Origin of the sequence: Kitasatospora sp. NPDC101157 (genome assembly GCF_044768255.1) — a bacterium.
In the GTDB taxonomy this organism is placed as follows: Bacteria; Actinomycetota; Actinomycetes; order Streptomycetales; family Streptomycetaceae; genus Kitasatospora.
On the sequence record NZ_JBIWPL010000022.1, the window covers coordinates 59,966 to 81,218 of the forward strand.

Here is a 21,253-nt window from a genome sequence, read left to right on the forward strand (position 1 = left end):
CCAGAGGAGGGAGGGGCGGCGGGCGAGGGCGGCGCTCAGCCGGCGGAACTCACCACGCAGGCGGAGTGGAAGCCGCCGCGGCCGCGGGCGAGGACCAGGACGTGGCGCAGCGCGGCCGGCCTGGGCGCGCCGACCACCAGGTCGAGGGTGTGCTCGGGCGCCGCCGTGGTGTGCACCGTGGGCGGCACCAGCTGGTCGCGCAGGGCCAGCAGGGCGCCCGCCAGGTCCAGGGCGCCGCTGCCGGCGGCGAGCCGGCCGGTCATGGTCTTGGGGGCGGTCACCGGGACGCCGTGGGGCCCGAACAGCTGCCGCAGGGCGGTGGCCTCCGCGCGGTCGGCCCCGGGCAGGGCGGCGGCGTCCGCGAAGACCGCGCCCACCTGCTCGGGGCCGATCCCCGCGTCGGCCAGGGCGTTCCCGGCGGCGCGCCGCAGCGCGTCCGCGCCGCCGGCCGGGTCGAAGGCGGCCGCGCAGCCGGTCACCGCACCGTAGACGCGCGCGCCGCGGGCCCGGGCCGCCCGGGCGTCCTCCAGGACCAGCAGGGCTCCGCCCTCGCCGGCCACCTGCCCGCCGGGCCGCGCGGCGAACGGCCGGTAGGCGGCGTCGGGGCGGTCGTCGGCGCTCAGGTCGCCGCCGGCCAGCTGGGCCGTCCACCCCCACGGGCACAGGGCGGAGTCGACGCCGCCGCTGACCATCAGCCGGGTGCCCTTGCGCACGTGCCGGCGGGCCTGGGCGACCGCGTCCAGGCCGCCGGCGTCGCCGCTGACGACCACGCCGCTGGGGCCGCGGAACTGGTGGCGGATGGAGATCTGGCCGCTGTTCACGGCGTAGAACCAGGCGAAGGACTGGTAGACGCTGACGTGGCTGCTGCCCTTGCTCCACAGCGCCTGCAACTCGCGCTGCCCGAACTCGAACCCGCCCGCCGAGCTGGCGGTGACGACGCCGGCCGCGTAGTCGGGCAGGGAGGCGGCGTCGATCCGGGCGTCGGCGAGCGCCTCGGCCGCCGCGAACAGGGCCAGCCTGGTCATCCGGTCGGTCTGCGGGAGCAGCCGGCTGGGCACGTTCGCCTCGTCGTCGAAGCCGGTCACCTCGCCGGCCAGCCGGGCGGGGTAGCCGCTCGCGTCGAAGCGGGTGATCGGGCCGATGCCGTTCTCGCCGCGCCGTACGGCCTGCCACCAGGCCTCGGTGCCCAGGCCGTTGGGGGCGACGACCCCGATCCCGGTGACCACGGGGGCGGTGGTCGCGGTCGGGGCGGTGGCCGACTCGGGGGCGGTGCGGGCGCTCATCCGAGGGCCTTGCCGGGGGCGGCGAGCACCATCGCGCTCTGGAAGCCGCCGAACCCGCTGCCGACCGTGAGCACGGTGTCGACCCGCGCGCCGCGCGCCACCAGGGGGGTGTAGTCGAGGTCGCACTCGGGGTCGGGTTCGTGGAGGTTGGCGGTCGGGGGGATGAGGTTGTTCTCGATGGCGAGCGCGCAGGCGGCGATCTCCAGCGAGCCGATCGCGCCGAGCGAGTGGCCGATCATCGACTTGATGGAGCTCACCGGGGCGCGGTAGGCGTGCTCGCCCAGGGCGAGTTTGAAGGCGGCGGTCTCGTGGCGGTCGTTCTGCTTGGTGCCGGAGCCGTGCGCGTTGACGTAGTCGACGTCGCCCGGCTCGGCCCCGGCCTCGCGCATGGCCGTGCGGATCGCCTCGGCCATCTCCCTGCCGTCCGGCCGCAGGCCGGTCATGTGGAAGGCGTTGGCGCGGCTGGCGAAGCCGGTGATCTCCGCGTGGACGTGGGCGCCGCGCCGCAGGGCGTGGTCGAGTTCCTCCAGGACGAGGACGGCGGCGCCCTCGCCGAGGACGAAGCCGTTGCGGGTGCGGTCGAAGGGGCGCGAGGCGGTCGCGGCCTCGTCGTTGCGCGGCGAGGTGGCGCGGATCGCGTCGAAGCAGGCGACCGTGATGGGGGAGATCGGCGCCTCGGTCGCGCCGGTGACCATGACGTCCGCCGAGCCCTCGCGGATCAGTTCCACGGCGTGGCCCACCGCGTCGAGCCCCGAGGTGCACCCGGTGGAGATCAGCGACACCGGGCCCCGGGCCCCGACCCGCCGGGCCAGCGTCGCGGCCATCGAGCTGGGCACGAAGTAGTCGTGCAGCCACGGCACCGCCTTGGTGTGGTCGACCTCCCAGCGGCTGCCCCGCCCGCTGACCTCGGCGTACTCGCGGTCCAGGCCGGTGGTGCAGCCGACGGCGCTGCCGAGCGACACCCCCGTGCGCAGGGGGTCGAGCTCGGGGTCGAGCCCGCTGGCGCCGAGCGCCTCCTCGGCGGCGACCAGCGCGAACTGGGCGGCGCGGTCCAGCTGTCGGGCCTCCTCGGCGGTGAACCCGTGGGCCGCGGGGTCGAAGTCGCACTCGGCCGCGATGCGGGTGCGGAAGGCGGAGGCGTCGAACAGCGAGATGGGGCGGGTGGCGGTGCGTCCGTCGCTGAGCAGCGACCAGAACTCCTTGACGCCGATCCCCCCGGGCGCGATGACCCCCAGCCCGGTGATGACGACCCGCCGGCTCATGATGTGGTCTCCAAACTGATCTCTCCTGTGTTCGGGTCGCGCGGCCCGCTCTCCCGGCGGTGGGGGGCTGGGGGCCTTCGCCGGGAGGGCGCGCGGCGCCGCCCGCCCGGCGGGGGCCGGGCGGGGGGCGGGCGAGGGCGGCGACTTCCGTATGCCTGACGCCATCGTGGGCGTCACCGGTCGAGCGCCGTTCGAACGCCCGTACCGGCGGGCTACCGGCGGGCTACCGGCGGGCTACCGGCGGGTCCCCAGGGACAGGACCTCGTGCTGCAGCTGCTGCAGCTCGGGGGAGGGGGCCAACCCGAGCTCCTGGTCCAGGATGTGACGTACCGTCTGGTACGCCTGCAGCGACTCGCTGCGCCGGCCGGAACGGCTCAGCGCCAGGATGAGCTTGCCGTGGAACCACTCGTTGAGCGGGTACTGCGCGACCAGCGACCGCAGTTCGGCGATGAGTTCGCGGTGGCTCCCCAACTGCAGGTCCGCCTCGATCCGCAGCTGGATCGCGTGGACGCGCTCCTCCTCCAGGTGGGCGACGCTGCCCTCCAGGAGCCGCCCCGGCGAGACATTCGCGAGAGCCGGGCCGCGCCACAGCTGGAGCGCCGACTGCAATGCCTGCGCGGCCTCGGCGGGCCGGTTCTCGCAGAGCAGCTGCCGGCCTTTCCTGGTGAGACGGACGAAGTCGTCCAGGTCGGTTTGGCCGGGCCGGATCTGCAGGGCGTAGCCGGGCGGGCGGGTGATGAAGAGTTCGTCCGCGTGCCGGCCGATCTCGCGATTGAAGAGGCGGCGCAGATGATAGATGTACGTCTGCGCGGTGGTGATGGCGCTGCGCGGGGGGTGTTCTCCCCAGAGTTCCTCGATGATGGAAGTCGTGTCGACCACGTGGTTCGCGCGCATAATCAGGAGCGCGAGGACGCTGCGCACCTTCGGCGCACTCGGGGTGCAGCTGGAGTCGTGGTGGCTGACCTCCAGGGGGCCGAGCACTCTGAACTTGAGGTCATGCAGTGGGTGGACGGCGTTCGCGGACTCTTTCAGAAGCATGCTCTTCCCCCGGGAAATCATTCTCTGAGTCTCTCGATCCAACTGGTGACGGACAGCTGGAAAGTTCGCGAAAACTACTCCTTTGATAGTTCTTTACTTGTGGTTGAGATGCCCTTTGAATCGACGGGCCCGGGCATCCTGCGCGGTGGGGCGCGCGGTCGAGCCGGCCACTCCGAACTCGATCCCTCCCGCCCAGTACGGGAGTTGACTCATGTACTTCAACAGTACACGAGTTCCAGTAGAAGTCAGCAGGAACGCTAACGATCCTATAGCGGCTCTCGAACGGCGATACGTTCCGCCAAAAAAACGGAGCAGCGGTTTCAGTCCGGCATTGGCGGGGGAAAGGGATTCCTTTCGCCGGGGCGTCCAGCCGCACTCGGCCGCGCATCGATCCTTGCTCGAAGCCCGATTGCCAGGCTCCCGGCATGACTAATGAACAGCGCCGGGTGGCCCTGGTCACCGGGGCGACCCGCGGCATCGGCCTGGCCGTGACCCGCGCACTGGCCGGCGCCGGTGCCCGGGTCTTCATCTGCGCCCGCGACGGTGGCGCCGTGGCCGAGACGGTGGACCAACTGGCCTCTGAGGGGCTGGAGGTGGACGGCGCCGCCTGCGACGTGCGCTCGCGCGAGGAGGTGGCGGCCCTGGTCCGCTCCGCCGTCGAGCGGTTCGGCCCCGTCGACATCCTCGTCAACAACGCCGGCCGCAACGGCGGCGGCGTCACCGCCGACCTGACGGACGAGGTCTGGTACGACGTCATCGAGACCAACCTCAACAGCGTCTTCCTGGTCACCCGGGAGGTGCTGAACGCGGGCGGGCTGCGGGACAGGTCCTGGGGCCGGATCATCAACATCGCCTCCACCGGCGGCAAGCAGGGTGTGGTCCTGGGCGCCCCCTACTCGGCATCCAAGCACGGCGTCATCGGCTTCACCAAGGCGCTCGGCAACGAGCTGGCCAAGACCGGCATCACCGTCAACGCCGTGTGCCCGGGCTACGTCGAGACCCCGATGGCGCAGCGGGTGCGGGCCGGCTACGCGGACCACTGGGGGGTCACCGAGGACGAGGTGCTCAGCCGCTTCGAGGCGAAGATCCCCCTCGGCCGCTACAGCACCCCCGAGGAAGTCGCGGCCCTGGTCGCCTACCTGACCGCGGAGACCGCCGCGCCGATCACCGCACAGGCGCTCAACGTCTGCGGCGGGCTGGGCAACTACTGACCGGACGAGCCCTGGGTCCGGCGAACACGAGGGAAAAGAGGAACGGTGTCACAGCCGAAGACGCACTTCGCGGAACACACGGTGTCGGTCGCAGCGCCGGCCGACGTCACGTACGACCTGCTCGCCGATGTCACGGGCTGGCCACGGCTGTTCGGGCCCACCGTGCACGCCGAGCGCGAACCGGCCGGCGAGGACCGGGAGCGGATCCGGCTCTGGGCGCTGGCCAACGGCGAGGTGAGGACCTGGACCTCGCGCCGCGAACTCGACCGGGCGCAGCGCCGGATCGCCTTCCGCCAGGAGGTCTCCCAGCCCCCGGTGGCCACGATGGGCGGCACCTGGCAGGTCACCCCCGGCCCCGACGGAACCTGCACCGTGGTCCTCACCCACGACTTCGCGGCCGTGGACGACGACCCGGACGGGCTGGACTGGATCGAGACGGCCGTCGACCGCAACAGCCTCGCGGAACTCGCCGCCCTGAAGGCCGCCGCCGAGGCGCACCGCGAGGCGGGCGAACTGCTCCTCACCTTCGAGGACGCCGTCACCGTCGACGGCCCCGCCGACGAGGTCTACTCCTTCATCGCGCGCTGCGACCTGTGGCCCGAACGGCTGCCGCACGTCTCCCGGCTGGGCCTGACCGAGACCGTGCCGGGCCTGCAGCTGATGTCCATGGACACCCGCGCCCCGGACGGCACCGTGCACACCACGGAATCGGTGCGGGTCTGCTTCGAGCCCGGTCGCATCGTCTACAAGCAGACCAGGGTGCCGCCCATCATGACGGCCCACACCGGCGAGTGGACCTTCCACCGCACCGAGGACGGGCTGGTGCGCGCCACCTCCCGGCACACGGTGGCCATCAACCCCCGCACCGTGCCGGACCTGCTGGGCCCCCGGGCGAGCGTCGCGGACGCGCGCGCGGCCGTGCGCAAGGCGCTGGGGACCAACAGCCTGGCCACCCTCAACCTCGCCAAGGCCCACGTCGAGGGGGGCACCCGTGCCTGAGCCGGGCGCGGCCCGCGCCACGGCGCCCGGCGGGCCGCCGCACCGCCTGGACGGTCTGCTCACCCGAGCCGCCCGCCGCCACGGGGACCGCACGGCCGTGCGCGGCGACCACACGGAACTCACCTTCCGCGAACTCGACGAGGCCGCCACCCGCTGCGCGGCCGCCGTGCGCTCCGCGCTGGGCGCGGCGGGCGCCCCGGTCGCCCTGGCCTCGCCGCTGGACCCGGCCTTCGCCGTCGCCTTCCACGGGATCGTGCGCAGCGGCAACGTCGTCGTCCCGCTGAACCCGCTGCTGCGCGCGGGCGAACTGCGGCACCTGCTGGGCGTCTCCCGGGCCCGGCTGGCCGTCGTCACCCCGGCGATCCTCGCCGAGCTGGAGTCGGTGCGCGACGAACTGCCCGACCTGGTCGCCACCCTCGTGGTGGGCGACGAGTGGCCGGACGCACCGGGGACCGAGGCAGAGGGGACCGAGGCAGAGGGGAGCGACGGGCAGGGGCCGGACGGGGAACCCGGCGAGCCGGCGCCACCGGGCGACGTCGCCTGCCTGCAGTTCACCAGCGGCACCACCGGCCCGCCGAAGGCCGCCGTCCTCACCCACCGCAACCTGCTGGTGAACGCCGCCCAGGTCGCCGAGGCCCACCACCTGGACGCCGACTCGGTGGTGCTCAACCACCTGCCCAAGTACCACCTGATGCACCTGAACTCCGCCCTGCACGCCGGCGCCACCCAGGTGCTGTGCACGGACGGCGACCCCGCCGAGGCCGTCCGGGCCGCCAACCGCCACCGGGCCACGCACTACTACAGCATCCCGATGCGCCTGATCCGCCTGGCGGCCGACCCCCGGCTGCCCGAACTGCGCCTCACCACCACCCGGATGATCGCCTCCGGCGGAGCGGCGCTGCCCGCCGACGCCGCCGAGGTCCTGCGCCGCCACTTCGGCGTCCCCGTCTTCCAGGGGTACGGGCTCGCCGAGACCTCGCCGCTGACCCACTCCGACGGCCCGCTGCACCCGCGGCCCGGATCGGTGGGACCGGTCGTCCGCGGCACCGAGTGCCGGATCGTCACCCCCGGCACCGCCACCGCCCTGCCGCCCGGGCAGCGCGGCGAGGTCCAGGTCCGCGGCCCCCAGGTGATGCGCGGCTACCTGCGCGGGCAGTCCCCGCTGGACCCCGAGGGCTGGCTGTCCACCGGGGACGTCGGCCACCTCGACCAGGACGGCTACCTCTTCCTGGTCGACCGGATCAAGGACGTCTTCAAGTGCGACAACTACCTGGTGTCGCCCTCGGAGGTGGAGAAGGAACTGCGCGCCCACCCGGACGTCGCGGACTGCGCCGTCTTCGACGTCCCCGACCCGGTCAGCGGCGCCGTCGCCGCGGCCCTGGTGGTGCTGCGCGACCCGGCCGCCGGCACCGACGCCGTCCTGGCCGCCGTCAACGCCCGGCTCCCGTACTACCAGCACGTGCGCGCCGCCCAGGCGGTGGAATCCGTCCCCCGCTCGGCCAACGGCAAGATCCAGCGCAGGGACCTGCGCGAGCGCTTCACCCACCGCCGGGACGCCGTCCCGCCCCACCACGGAGGTACCCCAGTGACCGGATCGGACCGCACCGCCGTCGCCGTCACCAAGTTCACCGTCAAGGCCGACCCCGCCGAGTTCGAGCAGGCCTTCAAGGAGCACGCCGAGTTCATGCGCCGCCAACCCGGCTTCCAGCGCGCCCAGATGATCCGCTCCGCACGCACCCCCGAGGTGTACCTCAACATCGGCTGGTGGCAGGACACCGCCGCCTACCTCGCCGTGCTCCAGTCCGACGAGTTCCGCGGACACCTGGGCCGCTTCGCTCAACTGGCCGACGTCGAACCGCAGATGGGCCAGGTGCTGCTCGCCCTCGAACCGGGGCAGGCGTGAGCGGGCCCGGCGGCGGCAGCACACTGGGCCTGGAGGGCCGGGTCGCCCTGGTCACCGGCGCCACCCGGGGCCTCGGACTCGCCATCGCCCGCAAACTGTGCGCCTGCGGCTGCGACGTGGTGCTCAACTACCGGCACGACGACACCCGGGCCGCGCAGGCCCTCGACTCCCTGGCCGGGCTCAAGGGCACGGCCACCGCCGTCCGGGCCGACCTGCGCGAGCGCACGGCCGTACCCGACCTGCTGGAAGCGGTGCGCCGCGAACACGGCCGGCTCGACCTCCTGGTGCACAACGCCGCCAGCTGGACACCCATGAGCACGGCCGCCGCCGACTTCGACGCCCTGCGCGACGACCTGGCCGTGGCCCTCGAACCCCTGCTCACCGCCGCCCCGCTGCTGCCCGCCCTGATGGGCGAGCACGGCCGCGTGATCGCCGTGTCCAGCTCGGGCGCCCACCGGGTGGTCCCCCGGTACGTCAGCCTGGGCACGGCCAAGGCCGCCCTGGAAGCCCTGGTGCGCTACCTGGCCGTCGAACTCGGCCCGCACGGCATCGCCGTCAACGCGGTCTCCACCGCCAAGCTGGACAAGGGACCGGGCACCACCGACACCGAGGCGGCCGCCGCACTCGCCAGGAGGACCCCGGCCGGCCGGCTCACCGTCCCCGCCGACATCGCCGACATCGTGGCCCTGCTGTGCACCGACGAGGCCCACTGGCTGCGCGGCCAGATCGTCACGGCGGACGGCGGCTTCGGACTCGGAACCTAGACACGCCCACCCCGGGACAACGACAGGAAGGCGAAAGGGAGATGGACGGAAAGCGGACCGGAACGCCCCCGCACGAGAACCGGGACCGCGCACCCGCCAGAAGGCTCGGCCTCGGCGTCATCGGCTGCGCGAGCATCGCCTGGCGGCGCACCCTGCCCGCCGCCGTCGCCGAACCACTGGTGCGCCTGGTCGCGGTGGCCAGCCGGGAACCGGACAAGGCCCACCGCTTCGCCGAACACTTCGGCTGCCGCGCCGTGCACGGCTACGAGCACCTGCTCGCCGACGACGCCATCGACGCCGTGTACATCCCGCTGCCCGCCGCCCTGCACGCCCACTGGATCGAGGCCGCCCTGCGCGCGGGCAAACACGTCCTCGCCGAGAAACCGCTCGCCACGGACGCCGACACCGCCGAGCGGCTGGTCGCCCTGGCCCGCTCGCGGGGACTGCTCCTGGTGGAGAACTACATGTTCACCCACCACGGCCAGCACGAGCAGGTCCGCAAACTGCTCGCCGACGGCGCCATCGGCGAACTGCGCGCGTTCTCCGCCGCCTTCACCATCCCCCGCCTGCCGCCCGAGGACATCCGCAACCGGAGCGAACTCGGCGGCGGAGCCCTCCTCGACGTGGCCGGCTACCCGATCCGGGCCGCCGAACTCTTCCTCGGCGACGACCTCCACGTCACCGGCGCCGTACTGCGCCACGACCCGGGCACGACGCTCGACACCACCGGCGCGGCCCTGCTGCGCACCCCCGACGGCCGCACCGCCCAACTCACCTTCGGCATCGACAACGCCTACCGCTGCTCGTACGAACTCTGGGGCAGCAGCGGCCGGATCACCCTCGACCGGGCCTTCACCCCACCCCCCGACCACCGGCCGGTGGCCCGCCTCGAACTGCCGGACCGCGTCGAGGAACACCCGCTCGCCGCGGACGACCAGTTCGCCCGGGTGGTGGGCGCCTTCGCCCGCGCCGCCCTGGACGGCGCCGACGACCTGCCGCCCGGCAACGGCCACCGCATGGACGACATCGTGCCGCACGCCCGGCTCGTCGACGCCGTCCGACGCCTCGGCTCCTGACCGCCCGGCCCGGCCCGCCCCACCCCCCGACCCTGGAGAACCCGCATGCGCGTCCTGTTCACCGCCTACGCCGCCCGACCGCACTTCTACCCGATGGTGCCGCTCGCCTGGGCATGCCTGAACGCCGGGCACGAGGTGCGCTTCGCCAGCACCCCCTCGCTGATGGACACCGTCCACGAGTCGGGCCTGCCGGGCGTCTCGGTCGGCCGGGACATCGACGCCGACTCCTGGTACCGGGCCGGGACCTTCGTCCCCAAGCCCGCCGCCGAGGACGAACCGGACAACGCCGTCTGGATGCGGGTCACCGACCAACTGGCCGCCAAGCAGTTCAGCGTGTGCGAGCACATGGTCGACGGACTCGTCGACTACGCCCGCACCTGGCGCCCCGACCTCATCGTGCACGACCCCGTGACCTTCGCCGGCCCGGTCGCCGCACAGGTCCTCGGCATCCCCACCGTCAGCCACCTGTACGGCCTGGCCCGCCTGCTCAGGCTCGACATCAAGGACTGGGTCGGCACCCAGCACCGCACCGGCTACCTGGACCTGTTCACCCGCTGGGGAGTCGAACCACTGCTGGACCCCGAGGCCTGGATCGACCCCTGCCCCGCCACCCTGCGCTGGCCCGGCCAACGGGAGATCAACCGCCTACCGATGCGCTACATCCCCTACAACGGCCCCGGCACCGAACCCGACTGGCTGCGCGCCCGGCCCGACCGCCCCCGGGTCCTGGTCTCCTGGGGCACCTCCCAGCAGAAGAAACTCGGAACCGGCATCATCGAACTCTTCGGCGACATCGCCCGCAGCGTCGCCTCCCTCGACGCCGAGGTGATCCTCACCGTCGGCGCCATGGAACCCGCACACCGCCGCCACCTAGGCCACCTGCCCGACAACGTGACGACGGTGGACTGGGTGCCGCTGAGCACCCTGATCCAGAGCTGCTCGGCCATCGTGCACACCGGCGGCACCGGCATGATGATGACCGCCGCCGCCCACGGCGTCCCCCAACTGGGCATCACCAAGATCCCGGAGGGCCGCTTCAACGTCGAGCGCCTGGTCGCCGTGGACGCCGGACGGCACCTGCCGCAGGACGCGGTCGACCACCAGGCCGTACGCGACCACGTGGCCGCACTCCTCACCGACGCCACCTACCGCGAGGGCACCCGCCAACTGCGCCAGGACATCGAGCAACAACCGCTGCCCGCCGCCGTCGTACCCCTCCTGGAGGACATCGCGGCCAAGGCCGGGACGGCCCATGGGTGAGCAGAGCACCCCGCGGCTGCGCCCGCCCGAGCACCGCGTCGACCCCCGCGCCGTCGCCTACTGGACCGTCCGCGCCGCCACCGGCTGGCTGGCCGTACTCGCGGCCGAAGCCCTCTGGCTCGTCCTCGACGACGCCACCCGGGCCACCGCACACCTGTGGGCCCTCGCCGCCACCACCCTCGCCGCAGCGCTCCACAGCACCGTCATGCCCCGGTGGCGCTACCGGGTCCACCGCTGGGAGAGCGCACCGCACGCCCTCTACACCCAGACCGGATGGGCCGTGCAGGACCGCCGGATCGCCCCCCTGTCACGGATCCAGACCATCGACAGCACCCGCGGCCCGCTGGAACAGCTCTTCCGCCTCACCAACGTCACCGTCACCACCGCCTCCGCGGCGGGACCGCTGACCATCCAAGGACTCGGCGAGGAGACCGCCCGGCGGATCGTCGTGGAACTGACCGAACGCGTCCGCACCACGAAGGACGATGCCACGTGAGCGCCGACCGGCCCCGCGAACCCCTCTCCTCCTGGCACCGGCTGCACCCCAGGATGCTGCTGGTCCACCCCCTGCACGAACTCCTGCGCGCCCTGCCGCTGCTGGTGGCGACCCTGGTGATCGGAGCCACCACCGGCAGCGGCCAGAAATGGTCGCTGCTCGCCACCGCCGGCGCCGTCCTGCTCGGCCCCGCCCGCTGGTACACCACCGAGTTCCGCATCGCCGACGGCCAGGTACAGCTGCGCCGCGGCCTGCTGCAGCGCCGGCTCACCAGGGTCCCCCTGGACCGGATCCGCACCGTCGACGTCACCGCGCACCCGCTGCACCGCCTCCTGGGCCTCGCCCGGGTCGAGATCGGCACCGGCAGCCGCGAACCCAAGCGCGAGGACCGGCTCGAACTGGACGCCCTGAGCACGGCCCAGGCCGCCCGGCTGCGCGCACAGCTGTTCCCCGTCGCGGCCCGGCCCACCGACCACGCCGAACTCGTCCGGGCCCACACCGAGTGGATGCGCTACGCACCGCTGAACGTCGGCGGCCCGGTCCTGCTCGGCCTGTGCGCCGCCATCCTGCACGAGGCCCGCCTCGACCGCTGGCTCACCGGCCCCGCCCACGCCCTCGCCCACCGCCTCAGCGGCCCCCACCCCTGGACCGGCCTGCTGGAGGCCACCGCGGCCGCCCTGCTGGCCACCACCGCGGCCTCCACCGCCTTCTACGTCGTGATGTTCGGCGACTTCCGGCTGCTCCGCCTGCCCGACGCCACCCTGCAGACCACCCACGGCCTGCTCACCGCACGGACCGTCACCCTCAAGGAACGCCAGATCCGCGGCGTGGAGATCGCCCAGACACTGCCGGTGCGCGCCGTCGGCGGAGCCCGCTGCCTCGCCCTCACCAGCGGCCTGCGCGGCCGGCGGAGCGGAGCCCTGCTCGTCCCGTCCGCACCCGCGGCCGTGGTGCGCCGGGTCGCCGCCGACGTGCTGCGCACCCCGGCCCCGGTGGACTGCCCCCTCACACCCCACCCGCGCCGGGCACGGCGCCGGCGCACGGTCCGGGCCGCGGCCGCGAGCACGGCCGCCGCCGCGCTGTTCACCGCGGCCGCCGCCACCCACCTGGCCCCGACCTGGCCGTGGCCACTGGTGCTCGCGCTGTTCCCGCTCGCGGCCCTGACGGCCGCCGACGGGTACCGCGGCCTCGGCCACGCGGTGTCCGGGCGTTACCTGGTCGGCCGCTCGGGGGTGCTGGTCCGGCGGCGCTGGGCACTGTCGCGGGAGGGGATCGTGGGCGTGCGGCTGCGCTCCTCGCCGTTCCAGCGGCGGGCCCGCCTGGTCACCCTGACCGCCACCACCGCCGCCGGCCGCGGCCGCTGCCGGCTCTACGACCTCGGCGCCCAGGACGCCGTGGCCCTGGTGCGGGAGGTGCTGCCGGGACTGCTCGAACCGTTCCTGGAACCGCCGGCGACCCCCTCCAGCACCGACACCAGCTCCGCGGGCGCGGGCTGAGCCGCCACCTCCCCGGCGAGCAGGAGCGCCCGGGCTCGGTGCTCCGGCCCCTCCAGCAGCAGCCCGGCCTCGGCCCGCAGGGCCTGCGGATCGGTCGCCGCCGCGCCCTCCAGGACCCGGCCCACCCCGCCGCGCTCAAGGCCCCGGGCGCAGTCGAGCAGCGCGGGGTGCTCCGGCGGCAGCAGCAGCTGGGGCACCCCCCGGGCGCAGGCGGTCATCGCCGTCCCGGTGCCGCCGTGGTGCACCACGAGGTCACAGCGGGCGAACAGGGCGTCCAGCGGGGCCCGTTCGACCACCCGGATCCACTCGGGCAGCGGCCCGAGCGCGTCCCGCACCCGCTGCGGCACGGCCATCACCACCTCGTGGCCCGACCACGGCCGCAACGCCTCGCCGATCGCCCCCAGCCGCGCCAGCAGGTCCCCACCGGTGACGAAGTCGGCGCCCGCCACGGCGGCCCGGCTGCCGAACACCCCGAAGCCGACGACGATCCGGCGTGCGGAGCCCGGCGCGTGCACCCAGTCCGGCACCGGCTGCGGCCCGTTGTAGGGCACGAAACGCATCGGCCGCACCACCGTGGCCGGGTCGAGCCGCAGGCTCGGCGGGCAGGGGTCCAGGACGGCCGCCGGCGCCGGGATCCCCCCGGCCAGGCCGAGCCCGGCCGCCAACTCCCCGAGGATGCCGCGGGCCCGGGTGATCGCCTCGGCACTCATCGAGTCCGGGCCGCCCCACCGGTGGACGACCACCGGGACGCCCAGCACCGCCCCGGTGAGCAGCCCGGCGAACTCGATCGGGTCGCACAGCACCACGTCCGGCCGCCAGGCGCGGGCGGCCGCCAGGTAGCCGTCGATCACCCGGGCGACCCGCACCTGCCAGGGGTGCCCCCCGGAGGCCCAGCGGTGCCCGGCGAAGCCCCGCAGCTGCTCCTTCGCCAGCACCTCGGCCATCCGCGGCAGCGCCGGCTCCTCGACGGCCCGCCCCCGGGAGGGCGGGGCCACCTCCAGCTCGTCGACCTCGGCCGCGCACAGCCCGGCCCGTTCGGCGGCCCGGACCACCTCGGCGCGCCCGGCGACCAGCACCTCGTGCCCGGCCGCCCGGGCGGCCCACGCCAGCGGCACCATGCACAGCAGGTGGCTCGGGGCCAGGGCGGTGACCAGAATCCTCATCGCGCCGCCCGGCCTTCCTGGAACCGCTCCAACTCGGCTGCCAGCGCCGCGGGTTCGGGCAGCGCGGCCATCTCCTCGGCCAGCTTGCGCGCGGTCGCCGCGTAGGAGGGGTCCTCCAGCAGCTCGCGCACCGCCTCCCGCACCGCCGCCGGGTCGTCCTGGGCGTCCGGGTCGGTGAGTTCCCTGGCCAGCCCGTGGTCCCGCAGCCGGGCGGCCCACAGCGACTCGTTGCCGATCTGCGGCAGGACCAGCTGGGGCAGCCCGAACGCGCACGCGGTGAGCGAGGTGCCGGTGCCGCCGTGGTGCACGATGGCCGCGGCGGAGTCCAGGAACAGGTTGAGCGGGACCGGCTCGACCACCTTCGTCGCCCCTCCCACCGGCCCCAGGTCGCCGTGGTAGGCCGCCGGCAGCGTCACCACCGGGCTGACCCCGGGCAGCGCCTCCAGGGCGTCGACCACCGAGCGGAACAGCGGGACACCGTTGAGGGCCGCGGTCAGCCCGCCCAGGCTCACCACCACCCGGCGCTGCCCGGCCGGCTCCGCGACCCACCGCGGCAGGGTCCCCGCCCCGTTGTACGGGACGTACCGCAGCGAGCGCACCGGGGCCCGCCCGCCGGCCGGTTCGGGGCCGCGCAACGAGGGCGGGCAGGAGTCCAGCACCAGGTCCGGGCCGGGCAGTTCACCGCTCAGACCGTGCCGGGCGAACCGGGCGCCGAGCATCTGCCGCGCCATCTCCAGCGGCTGCTCGCCCAACGGGTCGATGTCCCAGCGGTGGTGCACCACGGGGACCCCGAGCACCCCGCCGACCAGCAGGGCGCTGAACTCCATCGGGTCGCTGACGACCAGGTCCGGCCGCCACCGCGAGGCGAACTCCAGGTACTGCTTCATCAGGTAGCGGGCGTGCATGATCCACGGCATGACGAGCGTGAACGGGGACGCGTCCGTGGTCTGCGCGCGCCCGGCCTGGTTGGGCCGCTTCCCGGCGGGCAGCCGGGCGGTGAGCGCCTCGACGGCGTCGAAGCGGTCACCGACCTCGACCGCGGTCAGCCCGGCGGCGAGCGCGGCCTCGACGACGTCCGGCTGCCCCAGGACCAGCACCTCGTGACCGCGGCTGCGCAGTGCCCACGCCAGCGGGACCATCGGGGTGAAGTGACTGGATACCGGTGTGGCCATGAACAGCACCCGCATGGGGCCTCCTCGTCGGTCCGGACGGGCGGCCCCCGGGCCGCCCGTTTCGGCGACCAGTGTCGGGGCGCCCGTTCGACGCGCGTTCAAGGGCGGACCTCCCCTCGACGGGGGTTCGAATGCCCTGTGGCGGGATGGGCCCCATGGTGAACGCAGACAGCGCCGGCTACTACCTCGTCAGCCCGGCAGGAATCCCCAACTACGGCGACGAGTTGATCGCCGCCACCTGGCTCAGGCACCTCGCGCGCATCGCCCCGGACGTGGACGTGGTCCTCGACTGCATCGGCCCCCAGGCCGCCGAGGAGCGGCTGCGCGCCCTCCACCCCCGGGCGCGTTTCCACAACGTGCTGTGGCAGCTGTGCGTGACCCACTGGTCGCCCGAGCCGGCCAGGACCGCGGCCGCCGTGGCCGCCGCGGTCGGCGCCGGCGGCGCCGGAGGAGGGCTCGACGCGCTGCGCCGGGCCCGGGTGGTGCACCTGCTCGGCGGCGGGTTCATCAACGACATCTGGGCGCCGTTCGCCGGCCTGCTGGCCGGGATCACCACGGCCGTGCGGCACTCCGGGGGCCTCGCCGCCATGACGGGCCAGGGCCTGTACCCGCCGGCCGGCGGCGACGCCGCCCTGATCCGCTCCCTGACGGACGGCTTCGCCGTCGTCGACGTCCGGGACGAGGCCTCCGCCGGGCTCCTCGGCACCGGGCCCGGGACGTGCACCGCCGACGACGTCTTCCTCGGCTTCGGCCCGCACCTGCTCGACACCCGTGACGACGTCCCCGAGGTGATGGTCAGTCTGCAGTCGCTGCTCTCCGACACCGGCCCGGAGGAGCTGGCCGCGTTCGCGGCCAAGACCGTGCGCGAGTGGGGCGCGCAGCGGGTCGGCCTGCTGGAGTGCGCCCCGGACCAGGACGGCGAGGTGCTCCGGGCCGCCAGGGCGGCGCTGCCCGGCGCGCGCCTCTACACCCTGGCCGAGGTGATGGCCCACGGGCTGCCGGCCCGCCCCGGCCAGGCGTGGCTGACCACCCGCTTCCACCCGCACCTGGTCGCCGCGGCGGCGGGGGCCTGCGGGGCGGCGGTCAGCATCAAGCGCGACTACTACGGGACCAAGCACCGCTCGCTGACGGCCGTCGGCTCCAACTGGGAGCTGCTGGAGGCCCTGGAGGTCCCGGCCCGCCCCGGCGCCGGCGGCTACCGGCCCGAGGCGCTGGCGCGGCTGACGGCCGCCAAGCGGGCCGTCGCGGACCGGATCTACCCCGGCCCGGCGGCCCGCTGACGCCCCCGCAGGGGAGCGGTCCCGGCGCTCAGCACAGCCGGGCCAGCGACTCCAGGTCGGCGACCAGGGCGCTGGGCGCCGGGGCCTGCCGGATCTCGGCCCGCAGGGCCAGCGCCGCCCCCGCGTACCCGGGGTCCTCCAGCAGGACGGTGACCGCCTCCCGGACCTGGTCCCCGGTGGCGGTCAGGCCCTCCAGCGGGATCACCGACCCGGTGCGCGCCAGCCGGCGGCTGAACACGATCTGGTCCGAGGCGAGCGCCAGCGCCAGCTGCGGCACGCCCGCCACCGCCCCGTTCATCAGGCTGTTGTCGCTGCCGTGGTGGATCAGCGCGTCGCTGGCGGCCAGCAGCAGGTCCAGCGGGAAGTCCTGCAGGACCCGCACTCCCTCCGGCAACCCGCCCAGGGCGCCCACCTGTTGCGGCGAGGCGGTGAGCACCACCTCGGCGCCGGCGTCGACCGCCGCCCGCACCGCCTCGCGCAGCGCCGGCACCTCCGGCCCGTAGATCCCGGTCGCCGACCGGCCCCACACCACGCACACCCGCGGGCGCCCGCGCGGCTCGTGGGCCCAGCCGGGCAGCTCGCCCGGCCCGTTGTACGGCACGAACCGCACCGGCAGCCGGGCGGCGGCCCCCAGCGGGGGAACGGCCGACTCGGGCGAAGGGTCGATCACATGGGTGATGTCCTCCCGGGCCCAGCCCTCGACGCCGGGCCGCGCCAGGTTGTTCACCATGTCCAGCAGCGCCAGGTCCAGGCCGAGCTCCTCGTCCGCCGTGCCGAACAGCCCCGGGGCGCAGTACACGCTCGGCACCCCCGCCTCCCGCGCCACCAGCGCGCCCTCCTCGGCGAGGACGTCGTGGCACACCAGGTGCGGGCGCCAGGCCCGGGCGAACTCCGCCGTCCGCTCGTACGCGGCCAGCACCGTCCGCGCGTACTCCTCCGAGAACCGCTTCTGCGCGGTGACCACGTCGAACTCGGCCAGGTCCGAGACGCGGTGGCCGGTGACCGGGTGCAGCGGCAGCCCGGGCAGGCGGGTGCGCCCCTCGGCGACCTGCGCGTACAGGTTGAGCCGGGACATGTACATCATGTCGGGGCTGTCGATCACCGGCACCGGGACCAGACCGGCCCGCGCGATCGTGCCGGCCTGCTCCCGGGAGCACACCACCCGCACGTCGTGCCCGGCCGCCTGCAGGGCCCATCCCAGGGGGACCATGCAGAAGTAGTGGCCGGCCCAGTTCGACGTCGTGAACAGAATCCGCATCGTCGTCTCCCTAACCGTTCGGTAGTCGTGAGGGGCCGCTCCGGCGCGGCGGTCAGCGGCGCTTGGCGATGCCCCGCAGCGCGATCGGGGCGAACAGCAGGCCCACCGCCAGGGAGGAGAGCAGGGTGTAGAGCACGGGACGGCCGACCTCGCCGCCCAGGAGGATGCCGCGCTCCGCGGTGCCCAGCCAGGTCACCGGGTTGAGCTTGACGAACGCCTCCAGCCAGCCCGGCATGGTCTTGGGGTCCGCGAACGCGCCGCTGATGAAGGCCATCGGGATGGTGCACAGGAAGGAGAGCATCTGCACCGTCTCCACCGAGCGCACGGACAGGCCGATGGCCATCGCCAGCCAGGCCAGGCCGAAGGAGAACGCGGCCAGCAGCAGCACGGCGTAGCCGAGGTTCCACCAGTGCGTCTCGATCCGGAAGCCCAGCGCGAACCCGACGGCGAGCACCAGGACCAGCGACCACATCTGCAGCAGCAGGTCCCCGCAGTAACGGGCGATCAGCGGCGCCATGCGGGCGATCGGCATGGACCGGAAGCGGTCGAACACGCCGCGGCCGACGTCCCCGAAGAGCGCGGGAGCCCCGGCCATGGTCGCGAAGACCGCGTTGTAGCCCATGATCCCGGGCACCTCGTACTGCAGGTAGGCGTGGCTGGAGCCGGCCATCTGCCCGCCGTAGATGTAGGTGGACAGCAGCAGGAACAGGATCGGCTGGATGCCGAGCAGGAACAGCGGCTCGGGGTTGTGGCGGACCTGGGTGATGATGCGCCAGGTGAGCGCCGAGGTGTGGCGGAAGAGCCGGATCGGGCCCATCCTCCGCACCTGCAGGTCGAGGCCGGTGGCGGGGCCGGACAGGGTCGCGCTCATGCGGCGGGCTCCTTGCTGTTCGTCGCGGCGGCCAGGTCGGCGGCCGTCCGCTCGTCGGCGTCGTCGGTCGCTTCCTCGGCGGGGCCACCGAGGATGCTGAGGAAGGCCTCGTCCAGGCTGGGCCGGCGCAGACCGGCCTCGTCCACCTCCAGGCCCGCGTCCGCGAGGCGGTTGAGCACCGCCGACAGGAGCGCGCCGTCGGCGGAGCGGATCACCAGGGTGCCGTCCTCCTCGACCACCCCGGGCGCCACCGGCCGGGCCGCGGCGGCGGCGGCGGCCAGCTCCTCCGGCCGGCTCGGCCGCACCACCAGGGTGCGGTCGCCGACCTGGTCCTTGAGCGCCTCGGCGGTGCCCCGCGCCGCCTCCCGCCCCTTGTTGATCACCAGGAGCTCGTCGGCCAGCTGGTCCGCCTCCTCCAGGTACTGGGTGGTGAGCAGCACCGCGGTGCCCTCGGAGGCCAGCCGGCGCACGGCCTGCCACAGTTCGAAGCGGCTCTTGGGGTCGAGGCCGGTGGTGGGCTCGTCGAGGAACAGCACCCGGGGACGGCCCACCAGGCTCGCCGCCAGGTCGAGCCGGCGGCGCATGCCGCCCGAGTACGTGCGGGCCGTGCGCCTGGCCGCCTCGGTCAGCCCGAAGGTCTCCAGCAGCTCCGCCGCCCGCCGCTTGGACTCGGCCCGGCCCATCTCCAGCAGCCGCGCGATCAGCACCAGGTTCTCGGTGCCGGTCAGGTTCTCGTCGACCGCCGCGTACTGGCCGGTCAGCGCGATCAGCTGACGCACCCGCGCGGCGTCCTTGACCACGTCGTAGCCGTGGATGAGCGCCCGGCCGCCGTCCGGCCTGGCCAGGGTGGCGAGGATGCGCACCGCGGTGGTCTTGCCCGAGCCGTTGGGCCCCAGCAGGCCCAGGATCTGGCCCGACCTGAGCTGCATGTCGATGCCCGCGAGGGCGGTGACCTCGCCGAAGCGCTTCGCGAGCCCCTCGGCGAGCAGTGCCTCCGTCATGACTGTCCCTTCTCCGGTGGTGGTGTACGGCCCCACGCTCTACCGCGCGCCTGACAGGCCGCTGATACCGCGCTGATACGGCAGGGCGGGCCCGTCGGGCAGGCCCAGGACCCGGGCGAGCACGGTGTTCAGCGTCCGGTGCGGCGAGGTGACCAGATCGTCCGGGGCGCGCCAGCAGACGAAGCCGTCCGGCCGCACCAGGACCGCGCCGCTGTCCGTGATCCCGTGCGCGGCGGCGAAGCCGCCCGGCCCGTCCAGCAGCTCCTCGCCGATCCGGTGCACCCGCACGCCCAGCCGCGGCGCCAGCCGCCGCCCCGCGGCGGCCCACCGCCCGCCCTCCACCCCGCACAGCAGCACGAAGGCGTCCCGGTAGAGGTCGAGCGTGGACAGCTCCACGCCCCCGCGCACCAGCGGGTGGTGCGGGGCGCGGCTGCCCGGCTCCCCGGTGAGGTCCAGCGACGGCGCCGGGGGCTCGCCCGCGTGCTCCTCGGCGACGACCGCCGCCGAGCGGTAGCGGTGGCCCAGCACCGCCGCGAGCGGCTGCAGCGCGGGCCCGGACGAACGCACCGGCTCGCCCGAACGCCGGCTCAACTGCTGGCGCACGGACAGCTCGCAGGCCGCCAGCGCAACCGGGCGCCGCTCCTGCTCGTACGTGTCCAGGAGCCGCTCGTCGGCGGCGCCGCGCAGCACGGCCGCCAGCTTCCAGGCGAGGTTGTGCGCGTCCTGGATGCCGGTGTTCCCGCCCAGCCCGCCGGCCGGCGCCATCACGTGGGCGGCGTCGCCGGTCAGCAGCACCCGCCCCGCCCGGTAGCGGTCGGCCGTCCGGGAGCAGAGCTCCCAGGTCTGCACCGGCGCCGGGCAACCGGCGCCGGCGGACGCGGCGAGCCCGAGCAGCTCCGGGTCGAGGTCCGCCACCCCCGTGGCCGCGCGGATCAGCTCCACGCAGCGCTCCACGCCGAAGTCCTCGGCCCGCTCGCCGGCCCCCGGCCGGTAGGGCACCATCAGGACCCAGCGCTGCGGATGGTCCAGCCGCGTCAGCATGGTGTTGGGCCGCGGCCGGTCGAGGTAGCACACCGCCAGCCGCCGGCCCCGCAGCGGCCCCGAGAGGTCCGCCAGGAACGGGATGTTCACGTAGTGGGCGATGCTGCCCACCCCGCTCGTGCCGATGCCCAGCGCGTCCCGGATCCCCGAACGGTGGCCGTCGGCGGCCACCAGGTAGTCCGCCCGCACCGTGCGCCACGTGCCGCGCGCCAGGTCACGCAGCCGCACCTCGACACCCGCGCCGTCCTGCTCGAACGACTCCAGCCGGGTGGAGAACCGCAGCTCGGCCCCCAGCCGCCGCGCCTGCTCCCGCAGCACCGGCTCCACCGCGTTCTGGTCGATCATCAGCGGCACCGTCGGACTGAGCCGGCCCACGGACTCGGGCGCCGTGCGCACCGCGTGGAAGGACTGCGGGCCCGAGAGGTCCTCGGCCCGCGCGATCTCCGGCAGGTCGCGCAGGACCGACGGCGGCGCCGCCCGCAGCGCCGCCTCCACCCCGGCCGCGCGCAGCACCTCCATGCTCCGCAGGTTCAGCCCGCGCCCGCGCAACTGGGGCGACGGACCGTCGTGCTTCTCCACCAGCAGGGCCCGCACACCCTGCCCGGCCAGGAACAGCGCCGTGGACAGGCCCACCAGCCCGCCACCGGCGATCACCACCGAGACTTCGCCATCCATTGCT

At 74.6% G+C, this 21,253-nt stretch carries 17 protein-coding genes and 1 pseudogene; 9 read left to right on the forward strand and 9 right to left on the reverse strand.

All coding sequences use genetic code 11. The features are described from left to right. Nucleotides 1-35: 35 nt before the first annotated feature. The 3 genes from ACIRVF_RS32385 to ACIRVF_RS32395 form a co-directional block, all read right to left on the reverse strand. Nucleotides 36-1,283: a beta-ketoacyl synthase N-terminal-like domain-containing protein gene (locus ACIRVF_RS32385; protein ID WP_402825808.1), complete on the reverse strand. Its 1,248-nt coding sequence runs from the start codon at nt 1,281-1,283 to the stop codon at nt 36-38. Further along, nucleotides 1,280-2,545, reverse strand: coding sequence for a beta-ketoacyl-[acyl-carrier-protein] synthase family protein (locus tag ACIRVF_RS32390; protein WP_402825810.1), 1,266 nt, complete (start codon nt 2,543-2,545; stop codon nt 1,280-1,282). The genes ACIRVF_RS32385 and ACIRVF_RS32390 overlap by 4 nt, the downstream gene beginning before the upstream one ends. 234 nt (nt 2,546-2,779) lie before the next feature. Beyond that, the gene (locus ACIRVF_RS32395) at nt 2,780-3,583 is read right to left on the reverse strand and encodes a BTAD domain-containing putative transcriptional regulator (RefSeq protein WP_402825813.1); all 804 of its coding nucleotides are present in this window, start codon (nt 3,581-3,583) and stop codon (nt 2,780-2,782) included. 425 nt (nt 3,584-4,008) lie between these two features. On the opposite strand from ACIRVF_RS32395, the gene fabG reads away from it, so the two are divergent. The 8 genes and pseudogenes from fabG to ACIRVF_RS32435 form a co-directional block, all read left to right on the forward strand. Beyond that, nucleotides 4,009-4,794 (forward strand): 3-oxoacyl-ACP reductase FabG, encoded by a 786-nt coding sequence (gene fabG / locus ACIRVF_RS32400; RefSeq protein WP_402825816.1) that lies wholly within the window; start codon nt 4,009-4,011, stop codon nt 4,792-4,794. A gap of 81 nt (nt 4,795-4,875) precedes the next feature. Next, nucleotides 4,876-5,793 (forward strand): aromatase/cyclase, encoded by a 918-nt coding sequence (locus tag ACIRVF_RS32405; protein ID WP_402825818.1) that lies wholly within the window; start codon nt 4,876-4,878, stop codon nt 5,791-5,793. Continuing rightward, nucleotides 5,786-7,696, forward strand: coding sequence for an AMP-binding protein (locus tag ACIRVF_RS32410; RefSeq protein ID WP_402825821.1), 1,911 nt, complete (start codon nt 5,786-5,788; stop codon nt 7,694-7,696). The genes ACIRVF_RS32405 and ACIRVF_RS32410 overlap by 8 nt, the downstream gene beginning before the upstream one ends. Next, the gene (locus tag ACIRVF_RS32415) at nt 7,693-8,460 is read left to right on the forward strand and encodes an SDR family oxidoreductase (RefSeq protein WP_402825824.1); all 768 of its coding nucleotides are present in this window, start codon (nt 7,693-7,695) and stop codon (nt 8,458-8,460) included. Before ACIRVF_RS32410 ends, ACIRVF_RS32415 begins: the two co-directional genes overlap by 4 nt. Nucleotides 8,461-8,501: 41 nt before the next feature. After that, nucleotides 8,502-9,536, forward strand: a complete 1,035-nt coding sequence (locus ACIRVF_RS32420) for a Gfo/Idh/MocA family protein (RefSeq protein WP_402825827.1) — start codon at nt 8,502-8,504, stop codon at nt 9,534-9,536. Nucleotides 9,537-9,581: 45 nt separating this feature from the next. After that, nucleotides 9,582-10,796 carry a nucleotide disphospho-sugar-binding domain-containing protein gene (locus ACIRVF_RS32425; protein ID WP_402825830.1) on the forward strand — a complete coding sequence of 405 codons (1,215 nt, stop codon included), beginning with the start codon at nt 9,582-9,584 and terminating at the stop codon, nt 10,794-10,796. Next, nucleotides 10,789-11,292 (forward strand): PH domain-containing protein, encoded by a 504-nt coding sequence (locus ACIRVF_RS32430; RefSeq protein ID WP_402825833.1) that lies wholly within the window; start codon nt 10,789-10,791, stop codon nt 11,290-11,292. Before ACIRVF_RS32425 ends, ACIRVF_RS32430 begins: the two co-directional genes overlap by 8 nt. 53 nt (nt 11,293-11,345) lie before the next feature. Beyond that, a pseudogene (locus ACIRVF_RS32435) lies at nt 11,346-12,635 on the forward strand (PH domain-containing protein); the annotation flags it as partial. A gap of 26 nt (nt 12,636-12,661) precedes the next feature. Here the strand turns inward: ACIRVF_RS32435 and ACIRVF_RS32440 are convergent. Together ACIRVF_RS32440 and ACIRVF_RS32445 are read right to left on the reverse strand one after the other, a co-directional pair. Further along, a complete protein-coding gene (locus tag ACIRVF_RS32440) occupies nt 12,662-13,951 on the reverse strand; it encodes a nucleotide disphospho-sugar-binding domain-containing protein (RefSeq protein ID WP_402825836.1) in 1,290 nt (429 codons plus the stop codon). Continuing rightward, nucleotides 13,948-15,138: a nucleotide disphospho-sugar-binding domain-containing protein gene (locus tag ACIRVF_RS32445; RefSeq protein WP_402825839.1), complete on the reverse strand. Its 1,191-nt coding sequence runs from the start codon at nt 15,136-15,138 to the stop codon at nt 13,948-13,950. Before ACIRVF_RS32445 ends, ACIRVF_RS32440 begins: the two co-directional genes overlap by 4 nt. 140 nt (nt 15,139-15,278) lie before the next feature. Between ACIRVF_RS32445 and ACIRVF_RS32450 the strand changes: the two genes are divergently transcribed. Then, entirely contained in the window at nt 15,279-16,403 is a 1,125-nt protein-coding gene (locus ACIRVF_RS32450) for a polysaccharide pyruvyl transferase family protein (RefSeq protein ID WP_402825841.1), read from the forward strand. A gap of 28 nt (nt 16,404-16,431) precedes the next feature. On the opposite strand, the gene ACIRVF_RS32455 is transcribed toward ACIRVF_RS32450, so the two are convergent. Genes ACIRVF_RS32455 through ACIRVF_RS32470 form a run of 4 tightly spaced genes read right to left on the reverse strand, consistent with a single transcriptional unit; the run spans nt 16,432 to nt 21,249 of the window. Continuing rightward, complete coding sequence (locus tag ACIRVF_RS32455; protein WP_402825842.1) at nt 16,432-17,661, reverse strand: nucleotide disphospho-sugar-binding domain-containing protein; 1,230 nt, start codon at nt 17,659-17,661, stop codon at nt 16,432-16,434. A gap of 52 nt (nt 17,662-17,713) precedes the next feature. Further along, nucleotides 17,714-18,532, reverse strand: a complete 819-nt coding sequence (locus tag ACIRVF_RS32460) for an ABC transporter permease (protein WP_402825844.1) — start codon at nt 18,530-18,532, stop codon at nt 17,714-17,716. Then, complete coding sequence (locus ACIRVF_RS32465) at nt 18,529-19,533, reverse strand: ATP-binding cassette domain-containing protein (RefSeq protein ID WP_402825847.1); 1,005 nt, start codon at nt 19,531-19,533, stop codon at nt 18,529-18,531. Before ACIRVF_RS32465 ends, ACIRVF_RS32460 begins: the two co-directional genes overlap by 4 nt. A 39-nt stretch (nt 19,534-19,572) precedes the next feature. Further along, nucleotides 19,573-21,249 carry an FAD-dependent oxidoreductase gene (locus ACIRVF_RS32470; protein ID WP_402825850.1) on the reverse strand — a complete coding sequence of 559 codons (1,677 nt, stop codon included), beginning with the start codon at nt 21,247-21,249 and terminating at the stop codon, nt 19,573-19,575. Between the last annotated feature and the right edge of the window lie 4 nt (nt 21,250-21,253).